At 46.5% G+C, this 19,141-nt stretch carries 4 protein-coding genes; 2 read left to right on the forward strand and 2 right to left on the reverse strand.

Annotated elements, in window-relative coordinates:
• Positions 1-17: 17 nt before the first annotated feature.
• Both AB4Z08_RS28165 and AB4Z08_RS28170 read right to left on the reverse strand, forming a co-directional pair.
• Entirely contained in the window at positions 18-1,001 is a 984-nt protein-coding gene (locus tag AB4Z08_RS28165) for a FecR family protein (RefSeq protein ID WP_441577125.1), read from the reverse strand.
• A 60-nt stretch (positions 1,002-1,061) separates the two neighbouring features.
• On the reverse strand, positions 1,062-1,703 hold the full coding sequence (locus AB4Z08_RS28170) for an RNA polymerase sigma factor (protein WP_441577126.1): 642 nt from the start codon (positions 1,701-1,703) through the stop codon (positions 1,062-1,064).
• Positions 1,704-1,952: 249 nt separating this feature from the next.
• Here AB4Z08_RS28170 and AB4Z08_RS28175 point away from each other — a divergent pair, with 249 nt between their 5' ends.
• Positions 1,953-9,662, forward strand: a complete 7,710-nt coding sequence (locus AB4Z08_RS28175) for a SpvB/TcaC N-terminal domain-containing protein (protein WP_441577127.1) — start codon at positions 1,953-1,955, stop codon at positions 9,660-9,662.
• 32 nt (positions 9,663-9,694) lie between these two features.
• A complete protein-coding gene (locus AB4Z08_RS28180; RefSeq protein ID WP_441577128.1) occupies positions 9,695-19,126 on the forward strand; it encodes a neuraminidase-like domain-containing protein in 9,432 nt (3,143 codons plus the stop codon).
• Positions 19,127-19,141 lie beyond the last annotated feature (15 nt).

Raw genomic sequence — 19,141 nt, forward strand, 5'->3', positions numbered from 1 at the left:
CAGCCTTGCTGCTATAATTAATGGTTGATAAATAACTCGCCTTTATGAATGTCTGTTTTAAGATTAGTGATGTAAGAAATAGAAGCTAATACATCTGGCAGAGATTTGTTCACGAATTCGCCATTGAAATGAATAGCCGGATAATTGCCCGGGGTAATGTGTACTTTAACACCATACCAGTATTCCAGCTGATCTGCCACTTCAGACAGGGATGCATCTCTGAACGACAATTTCCCGTTACGCCAGTCCTCTTCCCGCGCGGCATCAAAGGTGCCGGTAATCAGCTGATCGTGGATTGTTTTTACAGTTTGTCCCGGTGATAATTCCTTTGCCTTATTTGCTGCAGCTACACTTACTTTTCCGGATAGCAAAGATACCTGTACACTGCTGTCGAAAAGATAGGCCCGCACTTTGAAAACGGTACCCAGCACCTGTACCCTGGTGTTACCTGCAGTAACGGTAAAGGGACGCTGATCATCTTTTTGTACATCGTATAATGCTTCTCCCGTCAATATTAAATGACGCTCCTGCTGGTTGTAATTATCAGGTACGCGCAATTCACTGTTCCGGTTTAAAATCACCGTGCTGCCATCCGCCAGCAATACCTGTTTACGGGCGCTATCCGCCCGATACGTGGTGTAAGCAATGGCCTTACTGTTGGTGGGTGACTGTTTTTTCCACATCCAGGCAAAAGCCATGCAACCAGCCAATGCAGCAGCTGCGGCATAAGGGAGATAATTTCTGCGGCGCTTTACCGAGTCATGATCTGTTTCAATAAGTGCACGCAGCTTATTGAACTCCTCCTGCTTTTCCTCCGCATTGAGCTTTACACCTAACCGTAGTACCCATTCCCGCGCTTTGTCTGTCTCCTCCTGCTTATGTGGGTTCCGTGCAATCCAGTCATTCCAGAAAGCAACATCCTCCTCATTACTTTGCAGACAGTAACGCACAAAAGAGTCATTCAGCATAAAGTCTTCCGCCATGAAGGATTGTAGGTTCATGTATCACCCGTTTAATGTAAAGAGGACCGGTATCTTCATTATTTACCAAAGAAATGGAAACTATTTTCCAAAATACAACATAAGTGTGAGCACGAAGAGGGACATAATCTTGCGGAGCTGTACAATGGCGGTATGCAGGGTATTATATATGGTGCGGATGGAAGCAGAGGTCTGAAGAGAAATTTCTTCCATACTCATATTTTCATAAAAGCGAAGCCGGATAAATTCTTTTTGCCGGGCGGTTAACTGCGCCAGCACCCTTTCCATTTTATCACGTAACTGTCCATCTGATTCCAGGTTGATCAACACCGTTTCATAGGGCTGTTCCTCCGGCTCCTGGAATAACTGCCCGGCATATTTACCCGAGCGCTTGTTTTCTTTTCCTAATAATTTACTGAGACGGCGTTTAAAGCAGATAAAAATATAATTCGGTATATGGTCAGGCATGATCAACTGTTCCCGCTTCTTCCATAACTCTACAAACACATCATTAATGGCTTCTTTTACCATCTGCGTATCCGGCACTACCGAGATGCCGTAGTGATATAAGCTATCATACAGTTCATGATAGATTTTATACAGGCCGTGTTCATTATGTTGCTGCAGTTCATTCCAGAAAACGGCAAGCCCGGTTGCTGCCGCAAGGTGGCTGTTGTGTACAGGAAGTTGCCTTATATGCTTATCGGAATCAGTTAGCGCCACTGGAATCAGGTTATTGGACGCCAATTTATTCTATTTCCCGAATGTATCCTATGTAAAAATTACCCGGAAGTATACCAATTTTAACCGAAGGGCATATTAAAATTGGTATACTTCCGGTAGGAGAAAATTGTTTTTTATCTTTATAGTGTTATATTTAGAGAGAAGCACTGGATAAAGGTCAATAGCAATAAGATCCCCAAAAGATAACCTCGATACCCCAAACCCCGATTTTAAAAGTATCAGAACATTATGGATAATAATGACAGCGCTGTCCAGGATAGGCATGGTTCATTTTCCGTGCTCGGGCAGGAGCGCAATACCCCGTCAAACGCATTGAACATACCCCGGATATCGCTTCCTGCCGGTGGTGGTGCATTAAAAAGCATAGATGAAAAGTTCCAGGTAAATGCAGCAAATGGAACCGCGTCTTTCTCCATTCCCTTACCCTGCACGCCTAACAGGAATGGCTTCCAGCCTCAGTTGTCGTTGTCTTATAATTCAGGTACCGGCAACAGTCTTTTTGGCATTGGCTGGGACATAGGTCTGCCGGCCATTCAACGCAGCACGGATAAAAAACTGCCCCGGTATTTTGATACCAATGATATCGATGACACCTCCGGTGAAGATCTTTTTATGTTTACCGGTCTGGAGGAACTGGTGCCGCTGATGGACTGGAAAAGCAATGCGTGGCAGGTAAGACAGGAAACCATCGGTGGCTTTACCATCCGACAGTACCGCCCCCGGATAGAAAGTGGTTTCTCCAGGATAGAACGGATCTTTCATCCAGATAATGGCTACTACTGGCGTGTCACCACGCCGCAAAATATGGTTACTTTCTTTGGCTACAGTCCTGCATACCGTATCATGCATCCGGATGATCCCCACCAGATTTTTAAGTGGCTGCCGGAATGCAGTTTTGATGATAAAGGCTCCTGGATCTGGTATGAATACAAAGCAGAAGATCTTAAAAATGTGGCGAAAGCGTTGCCCGAAAAAAACAGGTACAACGGCCTGCAACCTTTTGCCAACAAACATCTCAAACGTATTAAATACGGCAACAAAACGCCTTATTATCCCAGCTCCGTTTATGCTGTAGAGCCGCCCCCTGATCCTGATCATTTCTTTGAGCTGGTATTTGATTATGGCGAGCATGACCTGCTGCTGCCAACACCCAACGATCCCGGCGATTGGCAGGCCCGTAAGGACCCATTCTCCAGCTGTCGTGCAGGATTTGAACTCCGCAGCTACCGGTTATGTCAACGGGTGCTGTTGTTTCATACGTTCACGGAATTGAACGCCGGTATGCCCACCCTGGTGAAGTCGCTCAATTTTACCTACACTCCTGCCAATACACCGCCTCCGGGCTGTGACCGGCCTACTGCACTGACCTATCTGACGGGCATTACCCAGCAAGGCTATATATGGCATAACAGTGCTTATTCCGTTAAATCACTCCCACCACTAACCTTCGATTATCAATGGCTGCGCTGGAATACAGAGGTAAAAGAAATCAGCCCGGAAAGCCTCGTACATGCGCCCACCGGACTTGCCGACAACTATCAATGGGTAGATTTATATAACGAAGGCATAAACGGTATCCTCACAGAACAAGCCAACGGATGGTATTATAAATCCAACCGGGGAACAGATGAAAACGGAGACCTCCACTTTGACAACGCCGTCGCCATCATCCCTAAACCATCGTTCACCGGCATCAGCAATGGTACCCTTCAACTACAGGACCTCGATGCCAATGGACAGAAGCAGATCGTAGTCCACTCGCCCACTTCCCAGGGCTATTTTGAATTAGGTGAGGACGGCCACTGGCAACCCTTCCGCTCATTCCTGAAAACGCTCAACCTCGATCTGCATGACCCGAATGTACGCATGCTCGACATCAATGGTGATGGTAAACCAGAGATCCTGTTTTCTGATCTGGGTGCATTCTGGTATTGGGAAAATGAAGGCAAAACAGGTTACGGTACGCCGGAACTGGCCACCAAACCCTATGATGAAGAAAAAGGAGCGGCCATTCTTTTTTCAGATCCGGAACAACGGATCTTCCTCGCGGATATGTCAGGTGATGGATTAACAGATCTTGTCCGCATCCGGAACGGAGAAGTTTGCTACTGGGCCAATATGGGATATGGACGTTTCAGCGCCAAAATCACCATGGATAATTCGCCCCTCTTTGATACACCGGAAGCATTCAATCCTGCGTACCTGCAATTGACAGACATCAGTGGCACCGGTGCTACCGATATGATTTACCTCGGCAAAAAGGAATTCCGTGCCTACCTGAATTTCAGTGGCAATGCCTGGAGTGACGTCACCACCATCCAGCCATTTCTTCCTACAGAACAACCCAATAAAATTACGGTGACAGATCTCACAGGCAATGGAACCGCCTGCATTGTATGGTCCTCTACATTACCTGCGTATCGCGGCACACCGATGCGTTACATCGATTTAATGGGTGGCCGTAAGCCACATATCATGTGCAGCCATAACAATGGCATGGGCAAGCTAACTACCATCGTCTATAAAAGTTCCACGCATTACTACCTACAGGATAAAAAAAATGGAACGCCCTGGATCACACAACTTCCTTTCCCTGTTCAGGTAGTTGCACAAACCATTATCACCGAAACAGTCACCAACGTCAGATATACCACACAGTATACTTATCACCATGGCTATTATGATCCTGCAGAACGGGAGTTTCGTGGGTTTGGCAGAGTAGAACAAACCGATACAGAAGACTTTGATGTATTTACTGCCGCCAATCCCGCCAACGAGCATCATCAGCCACCGGTGCTCACCAAAACCTGGTTTCATACCGGCGCCTTCCTCGACAGAGAAAGGATCCTCGGTCAATTCAACCAGGAATACTGGTACGTGCTTTTTAAAAATAATGGATTTAGCACCACTGCAACAGAGTATGCACTACCCGATGCAGTGATCATACCCAATCCTAAACTCAGCGGTTTCTCGATAGACCAGCTCAGCGCCGCCGAATGGCGCGAAGCCCTCAGGGCATGTAAAGGCATGGTGCTGCGCCAGGAAATATTTGGACTCGATGCATCGAAAAGAATAGCGGATGAAAAGTCAGCTCACAGCTATGCAGACAATGATCCCGCTTTTATCACCTTCAAAGCTGCCGCTTTTGAAACGGAACAAATTCCATTTTCCGTTGCGACACACAACTGCCTCATTGAATTACTACAGGAACGCGGGATCAATAAATACACCGCTTTCCTCGTAAAGGAAAGTGAAGCGATTAACTACGTATATGAACGGCAGGCAACAGATCCCCGTATTGCACATACGCTCACCATTGCCACCGATGAACTGGGCAATGTGCTGGAATCTGTATCCGTAGTATATCCCCGGCAGCAGCAGGAACCCTTGCTGCAACCGACTCCGGGCGATTCTCCCGCCACCGCCCTGGCAAAACAAAAAGCAAGAGAAGCGCAGCAGCAACAATGGATCACTTTTACACGAAACAGTTTTACGAAAGATATTATCTCACCGGAAAATTATTACCTGAGAAAACCCTGGCAAACCCAAACCTATGAGCTCACCGGCTTTACGCCGGGTATTGGTCATCCTGCTTTTACGATCGCCGACTTCAAAGGGGTAATAGATCCCACTCCCGAAATTGCGTATCAGCAAACCGCCAATAACATCTCGCCGCAGAAACGTTTGACAGAGCATGTTAAAACCATCTTTTACAACGCTTCCCTCACCTTACCGCTTACCGGAGGCATGATGGAAGTACGCGGCGTCACTTACGAAAGTTACCAACTGGCGTATACACCAGGTCTGTTACAGGATCTTTTTGTGCCCGATGCTTTTTCTTTACCTTTTGCAGTGGGAGATACAGACCTGCAACAAGGAGGCTTTATATCCGATGCTACCAACTGGTGGATACCGTCAGGCACCGTACAATTCTGTCAGAGTGGTGAAACGCTGACCAACATAAAAAACCGGTTCTTTAGCCCTGTTAGCTATACCGATCCCCTGCAAAGTATCTCCACCGTATTTTACGATCCTTATTACTTATTCCTGCAACGAACACTTGATGCCCATCAGAATGAAACAAAGGTACTGGCATTCAGCTATCGTACGCTATCGCCGCTGCGCATGCTGGACATCAACGATAATATTTCGTCCGTCATCACAGATGAACTGGGACTGGTGAAAGCCACTGCCATAGAGGGAAAGGCCGGCAGCGACCCGTTGCAGGGAGAAGAAGCTGACAACTTAATCGGGATCACCGCCTACACCGAATTACCTGAATCCGGAAATATAACCGCCTTCTTTGCGCTGGCCAATACACCGGCACCGGGTATCTGCGACTACACCCAATTACAAACACAAGCCCATTTGCTACTCCACAACGCCTCGGTAAGAATGGTGTATGACTTTCATCAGCAACCTTGTGTAGCGGCTGTCATTAAGCGGGAGCAACACGCCGCGGTTAATCCGGATAGCCCGTTGCAAATCAGTTTTGAATATACCGATGGATTTGGACAGGTAGCCATGAAAAAAATACAGGCAGAAGCCGGAGAAGTGCAACTGCCTGATAACACTGTGTTAAATACCGGTACTCAATTACGCTGGGTAGGCAATGGCCGGACCGTACTGAATAATAAAGGCAATCCTATCCGGCAATATGAACCGTATTTCTCTACCACCCCCGCCTACGAAAACGATCCTGCCTGGGTAGAAAAAGGCGTGTCTCCTATCCTCTATTATGATGGCACCGGCAGAAGCATTAAAACCGAGCTGCCCAATGGAACGTTTAACAGGGTGGTATTTGACGCCTGGAAGCAATGCTCTTATGATGTCAACGACACCGTTAAAGAAAGCGCCTGGTACGCCGCCCGCATTAACCTTCCTGACCCAAATGATCCGGAGAAAATAGCCGCAATAAAATCAGCGGTGCACTACAATACGCCTTCCTGCGTGATCACCGATACGTTAGCCAGACCGATACTGAGCATAGATCATAATCGCTGGGAAGACGGCATCGGCAACGTGCTGGAAGAAAAATATTTCAGCCGGGCAGACATGGACATAGAAGGAAATACTTTGACCATTACAGATGCCCGTGGTAATACCGTAATGGCATGGCGCTATGATATGCTGGGCCACCGGGCAGTGCAAACAAGTATGGATACCGGCAAACGCTGGACGCTGCATAACATCATGGGCAACCCCCTAAAGATGTGGGACGAACGACGACACGAACTATCGTTTGAATATGATGCCTTACACCGGCCAACAGGCAAACGCATCAACGGAGGTGACACCGTTGTTTATGCGCAGGCCCTGTATGAGAAAATAGTATACGGCGACAAACCCGCCATGACCACCGCAGAACGCACTGCAGAAAAATTACTGAACCGCATCGGCCAGCTGAAAAACCTGTATGACAGCGCCGGCAAAATCATCTCCGGCACCTTCGACTTTAAAGGCAACCTGCTGGATACCACCCGCATATTTGCGCTGGATTACAAAAACATGCCCGACTGGGATATTGTGAACCCCGACAGCTTACTGGCTACGTCACCGGAATATACACTTACTACCTTTACTGCGTATGATGCGCTGAACAGACTTGTCCGGCAAACAACCCCCGACAATAAAATCACCACGCCGGACTTTAATCCCGCGGGATTACTCAACTCCGTTACACTCCATGAAAATGGCCATGACAGCACCTTTATAAAAAACATTGACTACAACGAAAAGGGGCAACGCAGCAGTATCTTATATGGCAATGATGTATTAACTAAATATAAGTACGATCGCCTCAGCTTCCGGCTGAGCAGTCTTGTTACGACCAACAGTACTGCGAAAAAGTTACAGGATCTGCAATACGTGTACGATCCCACCGGCAACGTACTTCGGATAAATGATCCCGCGCTGCCTGATACCTTCTTTAAAAACACCCTCGTAGCTGCAGCCAATGAATATACATATGATGCGCAATACCGGCTGATCAATGCTACCGGCAGGGAAGCCGATATCATTGTTTCATTTGGCACCACCGATAACTGGAATGACCTTCCTTTTATAAATCAACATGCTACCAGCGATAACAACGCATTGCGGAATTACAGTCAGCGTTATCAATATGATGTGGTGGGAAATATTAAACAGATGGCGCACAGCGCTGGTGGAGGTTCCTGGACAAGAAATTACTTATATGAAGACCATAACAACCGGATAAAAAGTACCATCATGGGCAGTCAAACCTGGTTATACCCACATCATGCACAGCATGGCTTCATGACTGGTATGCCGCACCTCCCGGTGATGAACTGGAATTTTAAAGAAGAACTGCAAGCCACGGCACAGCAGGTGGTCAACAACGGCACACCGGAAACTACCTACTATGTGTATGACGGCACCGGGCAAAGAACCCGGAAAGTAACAGAATATGCTGCCACCGATGGTAATACGCCTTCCAAAAAAGAAGAGCGGATCTACCTCGGCAGCTATGAAGTATATAATAATTCCAGTGGGCTGGTAAGGGAAACCCTGCATGTGATGGATGATAAAACCCGTATTGCGATGCTGGACACAGAAATTGCCCCGGCTGTTATCATAGGAGGTAGTCAGCAACAGGCGCCGGTAGTAAGAACAATCAGGTATCAACTGGACAATCACCTGGAAAGCGTTACCCTGGAGCTGAATGAAAGTGCACAAATCATCAACTATGAAGAATACCATCCCTTTGGTACCACTGCCTTTCAGGCTAACAATACTGCTATAAACGTGGCGGCTAAACGCTACCGTTACACCAGCAGAGAACGGGATGAAGAAACCGGATTGGAATACCATACTGCACGATATTATATTACCTGGCTGGGACGATGGTGTAGCGCAGATCCTATTGGCACTGGTGCAGGATTAAATCTCTACCGGTACGCACGAAACAATGCCGTTACCCGATCGGACGTCAATGGCAGGGCAGATATTGCCATCCACCAATACCTAACCATACTCATTGCATCGCAGTATGTAGGCGATGACGAGGCTATGAACATTGGCAGAGCATCTAACGTCAGTGACCGTAGAGATAAGCTGGACGCCACCAGCAACAGCATGAACTTTTTTGGCCACTATGTAAAGGAAACGAATGTAGAAGGCCATGCCTTGTATAATGGCACCACTGAAGAAAAATTCAGCCATTTCTATAACAAATTCAAAAAAGAAACCTCTCCTACCCTGGAAGGCGCCGGAGAAAACCTGTTGCATCCGATACAGGATGCGCACTACCATAAATCCGAGTACCTGCTGGGCGACAGATTAGGTCATCTGATGTTCCCGGAAGCCGACCTGGCAGTGCGTGGTAAAAGCTTTGAGGATTTTATGGCATTGGTAAGGGATAACGAGAAGGCACTCGAACTAATGCAGGACAAAGGCGTGATAACAAAAGGTCATTCAAAACTGGGAAAACTTTCAGAGAAGGAATGGCGGAATGTATACGAAGGCTTGAAAAAAGTAGAAGATGAATATGAAGATGCATTTTTCCTGTTGAACGGTGGTGGTTTAATTCCCATCATTGGTATGATCGCGGGCACCATTGGCGCAATGATAGGCACCATTATCGGGGCCATTGTTGGCGCTTTCATAGGTGCGTTCAGCAGTCGTAAATCTAAATCCTATGGAAATAGTATATCGGGATCGGAATGGATTGGAGAAGGTGCTTCATTTGGTCAGTTAATTGGCGGCGCCATCTTCGGCTTAGCCGGCCTGATTGCCAGTTTGTTTAAGTCCAAATGGCCTAACCCGGTAGGTTCCGTTAATGAAGGCGAGTCCACTTTTATGAAAGAGGTGTTAAGCAAAAAAAGAGGCATGGATGTAGAAGGCCCTCTGTCATCAAAATCCAAGGAAGAATTTTGCCCGGCACTTCCGGAACAATATAGTTACATGTGTATATAGTTGATACAAAAAAACATTAAAAATTCACTATCATGATAGCCCCCAAAAGCGATTCCACCCATCTTTTCCATGCTGATTTCGGCAACGACAAAGCCTTACTCAGCACTTTTACCGCGCTGTTAACAACCCATAACGGGGATGCGAAAGCCGCTATATCCACCCTGGAAGGAAATAAAGCATTTACGCCGGAACTATTGAACAAACTGCAGTTTACTGCTGCATTGGCCAGCTGGTCGGGCAATAACACGCACATTGTAGATAAATTTCAAAAGGATAAAGCCACCAATACCCTGCGGGATATTGCGCTCCATTTCAATCAAACTTCCCTGGCCGACAGCATTCCGGATGACGCGGTCCCCGCAGGCACAGATAAAACTGATTTCGCAAAAGCATTGCACACCCGTCTTTTTCAGCACGAGCCAACAGCAGTGGTAGTTAACATGGTGAAAGATCCGAAGGTGCCCCTCTTAAACACGCCCTCCGGTGCCAGTACCGCAACAGTACTGGAAAAAAATCCGGACTTTAATATCCGGTCGCATCCTGTTTATGATTTGCTCAATAAGGCAGATGTATTAAAAGACGTCTCTCCGGATGATCAGGAAAAAGTAAAAAATGATTTAAAATCATTACAGCGAATAGTCCGGGTAAGCCCTGCTCCGGAAGCCGTACCGGCGCTATTATCCGCTAATTTCACCACCGGCTTAAGCATCAGTGAAATGCCCCGGCAGCAGTTCACTAATATGATGACGGCCAATGGCCTGGATGAAAACACGGCTGCCAGCATCCACGAAGTCGCCATGGCAAGACGGGTAACCGGAGAACAAGCCATGGCATCTGCCATAGAAACCATGCGTGGCACCGGCATCGCTTTAATTGATCAATCAATGAATGCAGCCGGTCAGGCCACTACCAACCCCACTCCCACCAGCCCATTGGATTGGAATGCGCTTTTTGCAGATGCCGACTTCTGCGAGTGTGGCGAATGTACGTCCGTATACAGCGCAGCTTCGTACTTTGTGGAACTGCTGCAATACTTAAGAAATAACAATTTAAGTGAAAAAGAATCCGGCGCAGATCCTTCCATCAAAATAAAAAGTAACCCGGCAGATATTTCAGGAACACCCTTACAAAAACTATTTGATCGCCGCCCGGACCTCGGCTGCCTGGAGCTCACCTGCGCCAACACCAATACCATTCTGCCTTACGTAGACCTGGTAAATGAAGTAATGGAGCAATATGCAGTATACAATGATCCTAAAAAATTAAAGGCATTTAATGTCTCCAACGAAACCAGCAGCGAACTGCTGGCCCAGCCACAGCATACTAACTACCAGGCCTACACGATTTTATCAAAAGCAGTATATCCGTTTAACTTACCCTATCATCAGCCTATTGATGTGATCCGGAACTACCTGGAATTCCTGCAAACCAGTCGTTACGAACTAATGGATACCTTCCGCTCACCCCGGCAAATCCATGCTACCCCCACACCTGATCCGGTAGGCAGTGACGCGGATGTCACCAACCCCGACCCGGATCCTGCTGCGGCCAGGAATGTACAACTGGACCAATATCATCATGAATACCTTACCCGCGCCACGGATGCCGAATATTTAAAGATTACCCAGGATGAATACATCATCCTGACGAAAGAAGCTTTCGTCAGCAAAAATCAATGGGACCTCCAATGCAATCATGCCAACACCGCGAAGGCATACCATGATGCCATCCAGGTAAAGCCTGTTTGCGACTACTACGGCTACGACGATCCATCCAAAACCACCGCCGTTAATACCGCGGAGATGCTCAGCACCGATGATGCAACAATGGTGGGACTCCAATTTGTGAAGCGGCAACTGCTGCCACGCACAGGCATTCAGTATTCGGAACTGGTAGCATTATTAAAAACGAGGTTCCTGAATTTTATGATGCCGGAAGGCAGAGCCTTGACCATTATGGAAAGCCTGCCCTTCAGCTATCGCTACCTCATGACGCTCTCACTGAAAGAGCAACTGGAAGCCATCCACAATCCGGAAAAATGGGCAGCGTCAAAAGGGCTGGACTTTAAAAAACCAACACCTGACCCTTGTCAGCCGAAACAACGGGAACGACCGATAGATCTCAAAGAAATAGAACACTGGCTGATTTGTTCGTTTAAACAAGTAGGCAAAATAATTGTACTCGATGAAGGTTGTCATTGTATCAATGGCACCCTGATCGTGAATAGCCCCACCCACAATATAGCTGCAGCAGTAGCCTCATCTGCCATCCAGTTTGAAATACGGGATTGTGTGTTGTACAGAGAAGAAAGAAAACAATCTATCCGCATGGCAACGATAGATTGTAAAACCGGTATCATCACTTTTGAAGGGGAATATAAATCTTATAATGACAGCTTCAAAAGCTTAACAGGATCAGTTGTACTGAATAATAAAACCATCGGTCATTTTCAGAACAACAAATTCAGCCGGGTCGATTTTACTGCCGACTGCGACATTTCCAAAACGGTAATGATCCATTTAGATGGTTCCTCTGTCACAGAAGCGGAATACGATCGCTTCCACCGCTTTATCCGCCTGTGGCGCAAACTGGAATGGAGCATCGATGAAACAGACAAAGCCATCATGAGTCTTTCTTACCCTGCCGGCAACACATTTGATCCACTCGATTGTCAGCGCAAAACTATAGATGACTGCAGCTGCGAAAACAAACAATTACAGGTATGGCTGCATTATAACATTAACACCGCACTCATTCACGAGTTGGTGGCCGTAAAAAAACTACTGGACCTCACCGGGCTGGAATTGATAAAGCTACTCTCCTTCTGGAGCAATATCAGCACCGCAGGCGATCCTTCGTTGTACGCCCGCCTGTTGCTAACGCATAATATTACCGGAGAAGACACCGTTTTTCAACCGGATAGTGACGGCAATTATCTGACCACCACCATTCTTATTAAAGATCATATCCCGGTGCTGATGTCCGCATTCAATCTATCCTCAGATGATTTGAATGCGATCCTCACCCAGCATCCTACCCTGGTGAACCTGACACTGGCCAACCTCTCTTTTATTTACCGGTATACCTTACTTGCAAAAGTAATTGGCTTGCGAATACCGGATTTCATTGCAGCATGGCCCATTTTCGGGGATCCATTCACCAGTGCGGATGCAACGCTCACCTTCATCAACAACTGGACAAAAATGGATGATGCCGGGTTTGATTACCGGCAACTGAATTATATTCTCCATAACATTGATAATACTAAAAAGCCGTTTACGCCCGCCCTCATCACCATTCTTCAACTGGCTAAAAACATGTATGACGGCCTGAATGGAATTGATACCGCGAATCCCGATCTGGTGGCTGCCGACCTAACGGCTTCTTTTGATGATCAACAGGCCGATCTGCAAAACCAGGCTTCCAACGAACTGGTAAAAACTAAAGTCAGTTTGTTATATAACCAGGCGGAAGTAACGCTCATCATGGGCATCCTGAATGGCACCAATATATTCAGCACCAATGTGCCCGCGCATCTTGATACTGCCCGCGATGGTCTTGATAGTAAAAATGATCTCATTGCCAGCCCGCCATCTGCCGATCTGCTCTCGTTAAGGACTAAACTGATTTATGACTGGGCCAACGGGCGTATCCAGGTAACGGGCGTTCTTACCCCCGGAGAAATCACCGCGTTTAAGGATTTGAGTATTGATCCGAACTGGGATCTTTCTATGGACCGCATCACCAAACAGCAGGACAAACAATTTAAGCTGCTGCTAGCAGGTGTATGTGATTCGATCAAAAATATTTTACTGCAGGGCGATAAAATAGTGACCGCCGACCAGATGATCGATGGACTGCCGGATCCCAATACTGCACCGGTAAAGCGACTCGCTTTTCTGAATGTTTTTCTGCCTTATCTCCGTCAGCAGTTATATCACAGCTTTATCATCAGCCGCTTGTCGGATCAAACGGGGATGGACCTGGCCGTAACGGATTTGCTGGTGTCCACCATTTTACAGGTACCTGCTATTCCCACACCCGTGCCGGTTTACAACATATTTGAAAGTATTAAAAACAGCACGGCTCCTGCTGCCACCGGCTGGAATGGCTTTCTCATCCCAGCTTCCGACAGTGTAGTGACGTTCATTGTGCAAAACGGCAGCACAACAGTAGCGCCGGTAATATTGCTGGGTAATACTGCACTTCCTTTTGTACAACAGGATGATCCCACCAATGAATGGTGGTCGGTACCTACTAAATTGCTGGCAGGAAAAATTTATACCTTCCAGGTAAATGACCTGGACAGCTCGTTAAAAGACCTGAGCTGGAAAACGGCTACAGCTATGCCCGCGCCTATTCCTACCGCCGTTTTACTACCTGATTTTGCCAGCAATAGTACCAGTGCCGCCTATACCCTGCTGATAAAAGCCGCCATACTCATTAATGGTTTTAGTATCAGTGCAGATGAAGTCAACTATATTTTTGAAAATGTTCCAGATTTCGGTATTGACTTTAATGCTCCTGATATCACCCAGTGGCTGCGGCTGGAAGCATATACCAGGTTGCGCAATTCACTGCCGCCAACCGGTACCAATTTGCTGGAATTCCTGCAATGGACTGGCACAGCCGGCATAGACAAGACGCAGCTGGTTCCTAAAATAGCCGCATTAACGTTGTGGGACCCTATTGCTATCGGGAAGCTGATTACGCCTGCACATTTTAACTGGAACGATCCGGTGTATTTCAAAAACGAAATCAATTTACTCACCCTGCAGCAGGCCATTGGGGTTACCAGCAAAATAGGAATGGATGTGGACCAGCTGTTTAACTGGGCGCAGCCGGGGGCGACCTTCCCTGTTTGTCATACGATTGCAGAAAGCATTAACAAAGCTATTCATGCCAAATACAAACAAACGGATTGGGAACAGGTGATCAAACCTGCCAACGATTTACTGAGAAACCATCAAAAAGATGCTCTCATCGGCTATTTGCTGGTAGATGAAAAAATACAAAACTGGGGCGTAACAGATGCCAATGGTCTTTTTGAATATTTCCTGATTGATGTGCAGATGGATGCGGTGATGGAAACCTCCCGGATTGTACAGGCCATATCATCCGTACAATTATTTATACAACGTTGCTTCCTGGGACTGGAAGCAGATAAATCGGGCATCTCCAACGACATCCTTGACCGCGACCGCTGGGACTGGATGCAGCGATACCGCGTATGGGAAGCCAACCGGAAAGTATTTTTATATCCTGAAAACTGGATTGAAAGTGATCTCAGGGACGACAAAAGCGCTTTCTTCAAAGAACTGGAAAGCGAACTACTTCAAAAAGATATCAATAAACAAAATATTACCGATGCCCTGAAATCATATCTCTACAAAATACACGAGATATCGAATATGGAAGTGGTGGGATTTTATATTGATGGCACCCCAACGGGCAACCAATGGTCGCCCGGGGCAAAGCTCCATGTATTTTCCCGTACACGGAATACACCTTTCTTCTTCTACTATCGTTACCTCGACCTCGTAGAAAGCAACTGGTATCCCTGGGAGAAGATGCAGATAGATATTCCCAGCTATGATATCACGGATAAGGAGATTTTGATAGTCGTTTCGGGTACGCACAAATACAAATCACCCTATACCCATTTCTATCTTACCCATTGCAGTATTAAAGGTTACCTGCCTAATACACCTGATTTTTCAGGTGGCAGCTATACCTGGAAAGGAAATGTAAATACCATCGGTGTCCTTAAAAAAATCTCCATCCACGTTCCAGCCCTTGATGGAACGGCCGTAGGAAGAATCATACAAACAAGCTGGGATAAAGATAATTTTACAGGGATATTTATGGGGCTGTTAACCCGGACAAGAAATACCAATGGCTGTTTCCTCATACCAGTAGTCTGGAACGACCGCCTGCTGATCTTCTTCCCACAGATGATCAAAAAAACAAAACCTGCGGAAAACGGAAGTACAACTTTTAATGACCTGGCTAAAACGTCTTCCAACGATAACCGGCCTATTGATTATTATGAAATAAAAATGGGCTGGAGTGAATACCAGAATGGTAAATGGACACAAAAACAAATTGGAAGTGACTTCTTCAATTCTGCGCCCATCAGCATTATGCAGGACATAGAGTACTTTAAATTTGTACCGGTGATATATCCTGATCATGTGCTGATCAATGTGGATGATAAATACGACAGTGATGGTACCTTCAGGGGAGCATTCAGTTTTAATGGCAATGTCATCAACAATGCCAGCCCGGTGACAACGGAAGCAATTCCCATCGATTTTTTCAATCAGTCAAAAGGAGATTTGTATTCCTGGCAAATAGCTTCCTCCGATAAAAAAAGAGTCAATAAAGACATTTATTTTGAGTCGCCGGACCAGGTGGAGCTATCGAATGGCTTACCAGGGACCAATAATTTCAATCATCCTTTTAGCAGCAAGTTGCTGGGCAACATCAACCTCCCGGATGTGGCCAGTTTCTTTAGCTTTAATTTATCTCCCGCTATCAACAAAGGCGATACTTTTGGCGCCTATACCAATCAGCAGGTACAAACGTATCATGAGCTGAAACGCCCTTACTCCCTCTACAACTGGGAACTGTTTTTCCATGCTCCCATGATGCTGGCCAATGCCCTCAGTGAAGGCCAGCAGTTTGAGGAAGCCATGAAATGGTACCACTATGTATTTAACCCGATGGCCAAAGGTAAAGATGATACCAGGTTCTGGCAGTTTGCGCCATTCAAGGAAATGGATTCAAAAAGTATTCTCGATAAAATATTCAATCAACTACAGGCCAATACTGCGGCCGGAGAAGACATGACCGAATGGCGCAACCATCCGTTTATGCCGCATGTAGTAGCCCGTAATCGTCCCGTAGCATATATGAAGTGGGTGGTCATGAAATACATTGATAACCTGGTGGCATGGGGAGATTATTTATTCCGCCAGGATAGTATAGAAAGTATTAACCAAGCCACACAAATGTATATCCTGGCATATCATATACTGGGACAGCGTCCTTCATTTATTCCTGTTCGCGGCAAAATTCAGCCGCAAACATATAAATCCCTGCTGAACAAATGGGATGCCTTTGGCAATGCCATCGTAGAGCTGGAATTGGTGGCGCCTTTCAGTAATCAGCTGATCGCGCCGGGAGTGGTGAATGCACAGAAGGAAATTGAATACGCCAATATTTTTGGATTTGCAGCTACCCTCTACTTCTGTATTCCCAATAACCCCACCCTTATGGGATATTGGGATACACTGGACGACAGGCTGTTTAAAATCCGGCATTCTGAAAATATAGAAGGCGTATTCCGGATACTACCGCTGTTCCAGCCACCGATTGATCCGGCGCTGCTGGTAAATGCCGCTGCACAAGGCTTAAGTATAGACGCAGTACTGAATGATCTCAACACTTCCATGCCTAATTATCGTTTCTTTTACCTGTTGCAAAAGGCACTGGAATTATGCAATGAACTTAAATCGCTTGGCGCCGCTATATTGTCTGCTATTGAAAAAGGAGACAATGAATCTTTATCACTCATTCGTGCAAAGCATGAAGGTGTGATGCAAAATCTGCAGATGGAAATCAAGAAAAAACAGGTAGATGAAGCACAGAGCGCCCTCGAAGGATTGCAACAAAACCGGAAATCGCCGGTTTACCGCATGCAGTATTATTTGCAGCTCATTGGTGAAGATGCCGGAAAAGTACCTGACATAGATACTGACTATTCAGAAATCGCCAATGCCATTGAAATGCCAATAGATGACAGCGGGTTGAAATTAATTGCTTACGAACAGGAAGATATGAACATGGCCTCGCTGGCAGCCGGCTTTCAACTGGCCGCAGGCACGCCGGAAGTCATCGCCGGAATATTATTTGCCATCCCGATGATTACCGGGGCAGCAGAGCCCTTCGGCGTGGGTGTAGGCACCAGCTACGGTGGCAGCAATTTGGGACAGGCTGCACAAACCATGTCTAAGGCCCTTCAGATGACCGCCAACTACATGTCGTACCAGTCGGCCAGCGCCGCCAAGAAAGGAGGCTTTAAACGCGCCCTGCAGGAACGGGTGATGCAGGCCAATGCTGCAGGCTACGAAATCAAACAGATCGATAAACAGATCGCCTCGCAGCAAATAAGGATCGCCATGGCAAACCAGGATATTATCAATCAGCAAAAGCAAATAGATAATTCCCAGGAAATAGAAGACTTCCTGAAAAATAAATATTCAAACGCAGAACTATATACCTGGATGAAAGGAAAGCTCAAAACCCTGTACCGGCAGGTGTATAGTGTAGCATACGATATTGCGCAGAAAGCAGAGAAAACATATCGCTTTGAACGGGGCTTGTCGTCTACCAGCTTTATCCAGAATGGCTACTGGGATGCCAGTCATGATGGTTTGCTGGCCGGCGAGCAACTGTATGTGGGCTTAAAACAACTGGAGGCTGCTTACCAGGAAAACCGGGGATATGATTATGAAATCAACAAACATATTTCTATCCGGCAGCTAAATCCACTGGCGTTATTGTCGCTGAAGGAAAATGGTTTCTGTGAATTCTCCATACCGGAATATATTTTTGATATGGACTATCCCGGACATTATAAACGCAGGATCAAGGCGGTATCCATTTCTGTTCCCTGTATTGCAGGTCCATATACCGGTTTAAATGCCACGCTGCGTTTGCTGGATCATACCTTCAGAAATTCTGCACTTGCCACGACTAATAATTATCCGGAAAAGACGGATGAAAGTGATGACCGGTTTATGAAATTCATGGTGCCCATTTCAGCTATTGCCGCCAGTTCCGGGCAAAATGATAGTGGCATGTTTGAATTAAATTTTAAAGATGAGCGTTACCTGCCGTTTGAAGGCGCCGGCGTGATCAGCAAATGGCGTTTTGAGCTGCCTACATTCCAGCAATTCGATTATGATACCATTACCGACATTATTATTTCTATCCGTTATACAGCTGTAGAGGGAGGCGACCGGCTCAAACTTGCTGCGACAAAGAGCGTTACCAACTTCATTAAAAAAACCGATGACCTGGCAAGAGAGGAAGGACTGTTTATTTTTGTGGACCTGAAACACGATCTGCCTACAGAATGGCATAAGGCGATGACCATAAAAGATGCGTCCGGCAACAATACGATGGATCTCAGCAAACTGACCAACTTCCTGCCTTATTACGCTACCTATACTTCGAAACATTTGGTAGTGCAGGACTTCTTCCTGGTATCCAGTGATCAGACAGCCATCTTTTCCTTAAACAGTGCTCCATTAACGGATAGTCAGCCTATCGGCGCATTAAAAAGTCTCGCGCTTACTGAACCGGCAGATGCTATCAAAGACTGGAAGCTAAGTATACAAGGTATGGCTACGCCTATTGACAAAGCGTTTGTGGTGTTGCGGTTTACGCTGAGTTAAACATCAGGAGACCTT

Origin of the sequence: Chitinophaga sp. RAB17, assembly GCF_052114225.1 — a bacterium.
In the GTDB taxonomy this organism is placed as follows: Bacteria; Bacteroidota; Bacteroidia; order Chitinophagales; family Chitinophagaceae; genus Chitinophaga.